The sequence below is a fragment of the Kitasatospora sp. NPDC059646 genome, from assembly GCF_042734615.1.
Taxonomy (GTDB): domain Bacteria; phylum Actinomycetota; class Actinomycetes; order Streptomycetales; family Streptomycetaceae; genus Kitasatospora.
Window position 1 is genome coordinate 187,829 of record NZ_JBHWDS010000007.1, and the last position, 8,598, is coordinate 196,426.

8 protein-coding genes are annotated in these 8,598 nt (G+C 70.9%); 1 reads left to right on the forward strand and 7 read right to left on the reverse strand.

The window, feature by feature from the left end:
* Positions 1-43: 43 nt before the first annotated feature.
* Positions 44-2,563: an ATP-dependent Clp protease ATP-binding subunit gene (locus ACFV1L_RS07345; RefSeq protein WP_380363719.1), complete on the reverse strand. Its 2,520-nt coding sequence runs from the start codon at positions 2,561-2,563 to the stop codon at positions 44-46.
* Between the two features lie 468 nt (positions 2,564-3,031).
* On the opposite strand from ACFV1L_RS07345, the gene ACFV1L_RS07350 reads away from it, so the two are divergent.
* Positions 3,032-3,463, forward strand: a complete 432-nt coding sequence (locus tag ACFV1L_RS07350) for a hypothetical protein (RefSeq protein ID WP_380363720.1) — start codon at positions 3,032-3,034, stop codon at positions 3,461-3,463.
* A gap of 11 nt (positions 3,464-3,474) precedes the next feature.
* Here ACFV1L_RS07350 and ACFV1L_RS07355 read toward each other — a convergent pair whose 3' ends face one another.
* The 6 genes from ACFV1L_RS07355 to ACFV1L_RS07380 all read right to left on the reverse strand — a co-directional run bounded on the left by ACFV1L_RS07355 (position 3,475) and on the right by ACFV1L_RS07380 (position 8,539).
* Positions 3,475-3,831, reverse strand: coding sequence for an Lsr2 family protein (locus tag ACFV1L_RS07355; RefSeq protein WP_380363721.1), 357 nt, complete (start codon positions 3,829-3,831; stop codon positions 3,475-3,477).
* A 104-nt stretch (positions 3,832-3,935) separates the two neighbouring features.
* Positions 3,936-4,463, reverse strand: a complete 528-nt coding sequence (locus ACFV1L_RS07360; RefSeq protein ID WP_380363723.1) for an amino-acid N-acetyltransferase — start codon at positions 4,461-4,463, stop codon at positions 3,936-3,938.
* Positions 4,464-4,474: 11 nt separating this feature from the next.
* Positions 4,475-4,867, reverse strand: coding sequence for a BlaI/MecI/CopY family transcriptional regulator (locus ACFV1L_RS07365; protein ID WP_380363725.1), 393 nt, complete (start codon positions 4,865-4,867; stop codon positions 4,475-4,477).
* Positions 4,868-4,974: 107 nt separating this feature from the next.
* Positions 4,975-5,127, reverse strand: coding sequence for a hypothetical protein (locus tag ACFV1L_RS07370; protein WP_380363727.1), 153 nt, complete (start codon positions 5,125-5,127; stop codon positions 4,975-4,977).
* A gap of 3 nt (positions 5,128-5,130) precedes the next feature.
* Entirely contained in the window at positions 5,131-6,714 is a 1,584-nt protein-coding gene (gene lysX / locus ACFV1L_RS07375; RefSeq protein ID WP_380363728.1) for a bifunctional lysylphosphatidylglycerol synthetase/lysine--tRNA ligase LysX, read from the reverse strand.
* A 124-nt stretch (positions 6,715-6,838) separates the two neighbouring features.
* Entirely contained in the window at positions 6,839-8,539 is a 1,701-nt protein-coding gene (locus ACFV1L_RS07380; RefSeq protein WP_380363730.1) for a hypothetical protein, read from the reverse strand.
* Positions 8,540-8,598 lie beyond the last annotated feature (59 nt).

The window sequence follows — 8,598 nt, forward strand, 5'->3', positions numbered from 1 at the left end:
CCCCGACCTGAACAGGTCGGGGGCGGCGGCTTTGCGAACGCTATTACTTCGTCAGATCCGGGCCGGTCGCCGAGACCGCCGCCGGGGTGTCCGCCACCGGGGACTTCTCCTCGCCGCGGAAGGTGAACTTGGCGTTCTTGCCCTCGCCCTCCACGCCGACGACCACGATGTGGCCGGACCGCAGCTCGCCGAACAGGATCTTCTCGGACAGGTGGTCCTCGATCTCCCGCTGGATCGTGCGGCGCAGCGGACGGGCACCCAGGATCGGGTCGTAGCCGCGCTTCGCCAGCAGGCTCTTCGCCTCCGCGCTGAGCTCGATGCCCATGTCGCGGTCCTTCATCCGCTGGTCCACCTTCGCGATCATCAGGTCGACGATCTCGATGATGTTGGCCTCCGACAGCTGGTGGAACACCACGATGTCGTCGACACGGTTCAGGAACTCGGGGCGGAAGTGCTGCTTGAGCTCCTCGCCGACCTTGGCCTTCATCCGCTCGTAGCCGGTCTGGACGTCACCCGTGGCCGCGAAGCCCAGGTTGAAGCCCTTGGAGATGTCCCGGGTGCCGAGGTTGGTGGTCATGATGATGACCGTGTTCTTGAAGTCCACGACCCGGCCCTGGGAGTCGGTCAGGCGACCGTCCTCCAGGATCTGCAGCAGCGAGTTGAAGATGTCCGGGTGGGCCTTCTCGACCTCGTCGAACAGGACCACCGAGAACGGCTTGCGGCGCACCTTCTCGGTGAGCTGGCCGCCCTCCTCGTAGCCCACGTATCCGGGCGGGGAGCCGAACAGCCGCGACACGGTGTGCTTCTCCGAGAACTCGGACATGTCGAGCGCGATCAGCGCGTCCTCGTCCCCGAACAGGAACTCCGCGAGGGTCTTCGACAGCTCGGTCTTACCGACACCCGAGGGGCCGGCGAAGATGAACGAGCCACCGGGGCGCTTCGGGTCCTTCAGACCGGCCCGGGTGCGGCGGATCGCCTGGGACAGCGCCTTGATGGCGTCCTCCTGGCCGATGACCCGCTTGTGCAGCTCGTCCTCCATGCGCAGCAGGCGCGAGGACTCCTCCTCGGTCAGCTTGAAGACCGGGATGCCGGTGGCGGTGGCCAGGACCTCGGCGATGAGCTCCTCGTCCACCTCGGCCACGACGTCCATGTCGCCGGCCTTCCACTCCTTCTCCCGCTTGGCCTTCGCCTGGAGCAGCTGCTTCTCGTTGTCGCGCAGCGACGCGGCCTTCTCGAAGTCCTGCGCGTCGATCGCGGACTCCTTCTCCCGGCGCACCTCGGCGATCTTCTCGTCGAACTCGCGCAGGTCCGGCGGCGCGGTCATCCGGCGGATGCGCATCCGGGAACCGGCCTCGTCGATCAGGTCGATCGCCTTGTCCGGCAGGAAGCGGTCCGAGATGTACCGGTCGGCCAGGGTGGCGGCGGCGACCAGGGCGGCGTCGGTGATCGAGACGCGGTGGTGCGCCTCGTACCGGTCGCGCAGGCCCTTGAGGATCTCGATGGTGTGCGGGAGCGAGGGCTCGGCGACCTGGATCGGCTGGAAGCGGCGCTCCAGCGCGGCGTCCTTCTCCAGGTGCTTGCGGTACTCGTCCAGCGTGGTGGCGCCGATGGTCTGCAGCTCACCGCGGGCCAGCATCGGCTTCAGGATGGAGGCGGCGTCGATCGCGCCCTCGGCGGCGCCCGCACCGACCAGGGTGTGCAGCTCGTCGATGAACAGGATGATGTCGCCGCGGGTGCGGATCTCCTTGAGCACCTTCTTCAGGCGCTCCTCGAAGTCACCGCGGTAGCGCGAGCCGGCCACCAGGGCGCCGAGGTCCAGCGTGTAGAGCTGCTTGTCCTTCAGCGTCTCCGGGACCTCGCCCTTGACGATCGCCTGGGCCAGGCCCTCGACGACGGCGGTCTTGCCGACGCCGGGCTCGCCGATCAGCACCGGGTTGTTCTTGGTGCGGCGGGACAGCACCTGCATGACCCGCTCGATCTCCTTCTCGCGCCCGATCACCGGGTCGAGCTTGGCCTCGCGGGCGGCCTGCGTCAGGTTGCGGCCGAACTGGTCGAGCACCAGGGAGGTGGACGGGGTGCCCTCGGCCGGGCCGCCGGCCGTGGCCGACTCCTTGCCGCTGCCGGTCTGGTAGCCGGACAGCAGCTGGATCACCTGCTGGCGCACCCGGTTCAGGTCGGCGCCGAGCTTCACCAGGACCTGGGCGGCGACGCCCTCGCCCTCGCGGATCAGGCCGAGCAGGATGTGCTCGGTGCCGATGTAGTTGTGGCCGAGCTGAAGGGCCTCGCGGAGCGACAGCTCCAGCACCTTCTTCGCCCGGGGCGTGAAGGGGATGTGGCCGGACGGGGCCTGCTGGCCCTGACCGATGATCTCCTCGACCTGCTGGCGGACCGCCTCGAGCGAGATGCCGAGGCTCTCCAGCGCCTTGGCGGCGACACCCTCGCCCTCGTGGATCAGGCCCAGGAGGATGTGCTCGGTGCCGATGTAGTTGTGGTTGAGCATCCGGGCTTCTTCCTGTGCCAGGACGACAACCCGCCGCGCGCGGTCGGTGAACCTCTCGAACATCGTTAATCGCTCCTCAGAGCGGTCGGTCAGTTCGGGGGCCGTCCCCGCCCTGTCCTTCCGCATGCTAGTCCCGCTCAGCGGCGCGGCTACGGAACTCCCACCGGAGCGGGAGAAACATGCTGCGCGACCAGCCGACACCTTTCCCAACCTGATGCTGGGAGACGGTGTTCCCAGCGGCGGGCCCGATGCACCGGATACCGCTACGCCAACGGCGAACACGGTCCGATGGAACCGGTGGACCGGCCCCGCGCAGTGCTGCGGCCGGGCTCGTACGACCCCGTCCACCTGCATTCATACCCGGTCGGGCGGCCGGTTTCGCGTGGATTCCCGGGGGTGCTTGTTCGCCTGGCGAGAAGTCGGCCGTCCGCACACCCGGCGTGACGGAGCGTCAGGCCGGTTCCCCGGGAACGGCCACCGTGTCGGCGGCGGTCCCGTGACCGCGTCGCCCACTCCAGCGTTGCACAGGTCGTGACCCGCCCGCCGCCCGCCGCCGCCCGCACCCCGGCGCCCGTGGCCGGCTGGCGCGGATCGGACCGGGTGACCGCACCGCTGCGGCCCGCACTGGCCGCGCTCGACCGCCTGGACCGGCTCGGCCGCACCACCGGGCCGGTGCTGCGGCGCGGCGGCCTCGCCGTCTTCCTGCTCGCCCCGGGGGCCGCCGAGCCGGTGCCCGACCTGCTGGGCTGGCTCGGCTGGGGCCCCGAACTGCGGCTGCCGATCGACGCCGTCGCGGCGCACCCGGGAGAAGCCCGGGTGCCCGAACCGCGGACCGCCGACTGGCTGCGGGCCGGTGCCGCGCGGCCCGCAGCGGACCTGCGCTCGCCCGACCTGCTGTGCCTGCTGGACGCCCTGGCGGACGCCTGCGCGCGGGAGCGGCTGGGGCTGCCGCCCGCGCGCTGAGACCGGACGCCTCAGGAGGCGTTGGCCTTCTCGTACGCCTCGCGCACGTTGCTCGGGACCCGGCCGCGGTCGTTGACCGGGTAGCCGTTCTCCTTCGCCCAGTTGCGGATCTTGGCGGTGTCGGCCTGTCCGGCCGAGGAGGCGGAGCGGCCGGCGCCCCGGGCGCCGCCGCGCCGCGGCGCGGTCAGCCGGCCGCTCTGCTTGCGGCCCTTCTCGACGTACGGGGCCAGCAGGCCGCGGAGCTTGTCCGCATTGTCGCTCTTCAGGTCGATCTCGTAGGCCACGCCGTCCAGGGCGAACGTCACCGTCTCGTCCGCGGAGCCGCCGTCGAGATCGTCTTCCAGAATGACCTGAACCCTCTGTGCCACGGGCTTCCCTTTCCGCGATAACGGTCCATTGCCTAGAGAAAGGAAAGCGCCTTTTCCCGCAAAACACAAACCCCTGTGCCGCCGGTCGCGCCCGGAGAGCCGCATCAGAGGTGCAGCAGCATGCGCGAGTTGCCCAGTGTGTTCGGCTTCACCCGCTCCAGGTCGAGGAACTCGGCGACGCCTTCGTCGTACGAGCGCAGAAGTTCTTCATAGACTTCTGTGGCCACGACTGCCGGGTCTGCCGTACGATCGTCGTTTTCGCCGATCTCGACGAAGCCGTGTTTCGAGAAGAACGCCACCTCGAACGTCAGGCAGAAAATCCGACGGACGCCGAGCCAGCGTGCGGTCTCCAGCAGCTTGTCCAGCAGCTTGTGGCCGACGCCCCGGCCTTTGCAGACCGGATCGACCGCGAGGGTGCGCACCTCGGCCAGGTCCTCCCACATCACGTGCAGCGCGCCGCACGCCACCACGCGGCCGTCCTCGTCGCGTTCCGCCACCCAGAACTCCTGGACGGATTCGAACAGGGTGACGGTCGGCTTGTCGAGCAGAATGCCGCCGCGGGCGTAGGTGTCGATGAGCCGGCGAACGGCGCGCACGTCGGTGGTCCGCGCACGGCGGATGGTGACCTCCATGCCGGGGAACGTTATCGTGCCCCGGGCGGGCGGGTCTCCTCGGTATCGACGCCCGCCACCCGCAGGGCGTCCCGCAGCCACTCGCGCTGTTCCGGCGACATCATCCCGAAGAAGTGCACCAGTGCGGCGGCCGGATTGTCACTCGTCGCCCAGGCGTCGTTCATCAGTGCCGCGGTGTAAGCCTCGCGCGAGGAGACCGGCTCATATCGGTATGCGCGCCCGGCGCGCTCCCGGCGCACCCAGCCCTTTCGATAGAGCTTGTCGAGCACCGTCATCACGGTCGTGTACGCGATTTCACGTTCCGATCGCAGATCCTGCAGAACCTCCCGAACGGTGACCGGGCGGTTCCACTGCCAGACCCGGGTCATGATGTCGTTCTCGAGTTCTCCGAGTGGCCGCACCATAGTGCGGCCCAGGATAGGACCGAAACGGACAAAGGGCGGCAAACGGCAAACGGACCGGCGCGCCGTTCCCCCTTTCGGGGAGAACCGCGCACCGGCCCGCGGCCGCGCTATTCGGCGGTGGGACGCGCCGCCATCGCCTCGGCGGCGGCGTCCTCCTTGGACTTCTGCGCGCCGCCCTGGCTGCGGACGATGGCCCGCACCAGGAAGGCGAAACCGATCGCCATGAACAGCGGCGGCACGATCGCGCTGACGTACTCCACGGGTTACTCCTCGGTGTCCTCGTCGGCTTCGGCGCCGGCCTCGGCGGCCTTGTCGCCCTTTCCGGCCTTCTCCGGCTTCACCAGCGGGAACAGCACCGTCTCGCGGATGTTCTTGCCGGTCAGCAGCATGATCAGGCGGTCCACGCCGAGGCCGAGGCCGCCGGTGGGCGGCATCGCGTACTCCAGCGCGCGCAGGAAGTCCTCGTCCAGCTGCATCGCCTCGACGTCGCCGCCGGCCGCCAGCAGCGACTGGGCGGTCAGCCGGGCGCGCTGCTCGACCGGGTCGATCAGCTCGGAGTAGGCGGTGCCGATCTCGGTGCCGAAGATCACCAGGTCCCACTTCTCCGCCACGCCCTCGATCGAGCGGTGCCGGCGGGTCAGCGGGGAGACCGAGGTCGGGTAGTCCTTGATGAAGGTCGGCTTGATCGCGTGGTGCTCCAGCAGGCGCTCGATCAGCTCCAGGACGATCTGGCCGTGGTCCCAGCTGTCCTCCAGGTACTGGTCCAGGCCGTGCTTGGCGGCCAGCTCGCGCAGCTCCTCGACGGAGGTGGCGGGGGTGACCTCGGTGCCCAGGCGGGCGGAGATGCCCGGGTAGACCGAGACCTCCTCCCAGGGCTCGGCGAGGTCGATCTCGTGCTCCACGCCGTCCGGGCCGAGACCCCGGACCACGGTGGTGCCCAGCGCGTCCCGCGCGGCGTTCACGATGATCGCCCGGATCAGCTCGGCCTGGGTGTCGTAGTCGCCGTACGCCTCGTACGACTCCAGGGCGGTGAACTCCGGGTTGTGGGTGGCGTCCGCGCCCTCGTTGCGGAAGTTCCGGTTGATCTCGAAGACCTTCTCGGCGCCGCCGACCACCAGGCGCTTGAGGTACAGCTCGGTCGCGATCCGCAGGTACAGCTCGATGTCGTACGCGTTGATGTGCGTCTTGAACGGGCGGGCGTTGGCGCCGCCGTGGATCGGCTGCAGCATCGGGGTCTCGACCTCGAGGTAGCCGCGGTCCTCGTAGGTGCGGCGGATCGAGCGGATCACCTTGGTGCGCAGCTGGAGCATCTCGCGCGCCTCGGGGTTCACGATCAGGTCGACGTAGCGCTGGCGGACCCGGGCCTCCGGGTCGGTCAGCCCCTTGTGCTTGTCCGGCAGCGGGCGCAGGCACTTGGCGGTGAGCTCCCAGCGGTCCACCATCACGCTCAGCTCGCCGCGGCGGGAGGTGATCACCTCGCCCTCGACGCCGACCTGGTCGCCGAGGTCGATGTCGGTCTTCCAGGCGGCCAGCCGCTCCTCGCCCAGCTTGTCCAGGGACAGCATCACCTGGAGGTCGCCGGAGCCGTCGCGCAGGGTGGCGAAGCAGAGCTTGCCGCCGGTGCGGGCCAGGACGACCCGGCCGGTGATGCCGACCCGCTCGCCGGTCGCGGTGTCCGGCGCCAGGTCGGGGTGCTTGTCCCGCAGTTCGGCGATGGTCGAGGTGCGGGGGAAGCCGACCGGGTACGGGTCGATGCCGGCGGCCCGCAGCCGGTCCAGCTTCTCGCGCCGGACGCGCATCTGCTCGGGAAGGTCGTCGGTCGCGGGGAGAGTGCTCTGATCGCTCACCCCACCAGGGTAGCCAGGCTCACGGGCTGTCCCGCCACGGGATGTCGCGCCGCGCGCCGCCGGGCCCGGCCGTGCCGGACCCCCGGGCCGCCGACCCGGCGGCCCGGAGGTTCCTGACGCGGTGTCAGCCGTGCGCCCCGCGCCGGCGGCGGGCCACCAGGGCGATCACGCCGCCGCCCAGCACGATGGCGCCGACGCCCAGGCCGACCATGGTGCCGGTGCCCTCGCTGCCGGTGAACGCCAGGCCGCCGCCGGACGTCCTGGACGCCGAGGCGCTCGGGGCGCCCGAGCCGGACGGGCGGGCCGAGGCGCTGCCGGTGGGCTGCACGACGGGCGGCGCGACGGTGGCGGTGGCCGTCGTGGTGGGCTTGGCGGTCGCGGTCGGCAGTCCGCCGCCCGCGGTGGTGCCGAGCGCGACCTCGATCCGGTCGTTGGCCGGGTTGTGGTCCCAGGACATCACGGCCGACGGGTGGCCGGGCTCGTTCGCGCTCACGGTGTTCTGCAGCGAGACCACGGCCTTGGCGGCGGCGGCCGGGTCGTCGACCTTCAGCTCGAAGTCGTAGCTGCGCAGGTAGCCGGACGGCACCCAGAACGGGCCCTCGCAGCTGTACTTGTTCGGGTGCTCGACGTGCTGGCCGTTCTCCCACTCGACGGCCCCGCAGCCGGCCGGGACCTTGGTGACGCTGACGCCGGCGGGGAGGACGGTCGAGAGGTGCGGCGTGGCCTCGCCGCCGGAGCGGTCGAAGATCGAGGCCGGGCCGGAGTTGGCCTCGACGACGGTCAGCGTGCCGGTCCGGCCGCCGTTGGCGGGGGCCCAGGCGGCGGAGGCGGAGAAGTCCGCCGGGTTGTCGGCGATGACCTCCTGCTCGATCCGGTGGTCGTAGCCGTTCAGCGGCGCGCCCAGCAGGTCGGCGTCGGTGGTCTTCGCCAGGGTCAGGGCCGGGCCGGTGCCGCGCTTCAGCGGGCCGTTGGCGCGCCACAGGGCGGCCTGGGAGTTGTCGGCGTCGGCGGTCGGGAAGACCGCGATGTCCGCGAAGGTGTACTCGGCGGTCGGGGCGACCTTGAAGGACACCGGGGAGAGCTTGTAGACCTCGCCGGCGCCGACGGCGGCGTCCACGGCGCAGGCCATGTTCACCGAGCCGGGCCAGCTCTTCTCGCCGTAGGCGCCGTCCGGGTTGTCCTGGTACTCGCAGTTGGCGGGCACCTGCACGGGGTTCAGCCCGGAGACGGCGGTGACCTCGACGAACACCTTGCTCGCGGCGGTCTCGCCGCGGTTGGCGAACACCACCGACGGGGTCACGGTGTCGCCCGGCCGGGCGCCCTTGACCGGCGGGACGTCCTTCAGCTTGAACCGCGGGCCGCCGACGTCGACCCGGACGTCCTGGGTGGCCTCGGTCGCGCCCGCGCCGGAGAACCGCAGGTGCAGGACGCCGCTGCTGCCGGGCTTGGCGCCGGCCACCGCGCTCAGCCACGGGTGGCCGGTGAAGTTGATCGACTCGTACTGCAGGTGGTCCACGTTGCAGGTGATCAGGGTGCCGCTGGTGGCGCAGCCCCCGACGGTCAGCTGCGCGACGCCGGCCAGGTCCTTGGTGTCGAAGGTCAGCTTGAGGCCGTCCAGGATGCCGGTGCCGGTGCGGCCGTAGCGGACGGACAGGTTCTCGTCCCACTGCCCGGGGGCCTTGGGCGTCGAGGGGATCTGCACCGAGGCCGGGACCTCCAGCTTCAGCTGGTGGTCGGCCGCCTGGGCGGGAGCGGCGAACGCTCCGAGGGCGAGGGCGGTGAACGCGGCGGAGACCGCGAGGGCGCGCGAGCGCGGGTGGTGCATGGAAGTCCCCCTGGGACAGGAGTGGAAGGGGCCGCCGGGACCCGCGGCTGCGGGTCCCT

Bases quoted from the DNA above. Each gene is read 5' to 3' on its own strand.
- ACFV1L_RS07345 (WP_380363719.1), bottom strand. From the start codon at position 2,563: ATGTTCGAGAGGTTCACCGACCGCGCGCGGCGGGTTGTCGTCCTGGCA.
- ACFV1L_RS07360 (WP_380363723.1), bottom strand. From the start codon at position 4,463: ATGGAGGTCACCATCCGCCGTGCGCGGACCACCGACGTGCGCGCCGTT.
- ACFV1L_RS07365 (WP_380363725.1), bottom strand. From the start codon at position 4,867: ATGGTGCGGCCACTCGGAGAACTCGAGAACGACATCATGACCCGGGTC.
- ACFV1L_RS07380 (WP_380363730.1), bottom strand. From the start codon at position 8,539: ATGCACCACCCGCGCTCGCGCGCCCTCGCGGTCTCCGCCGCGTTCACC.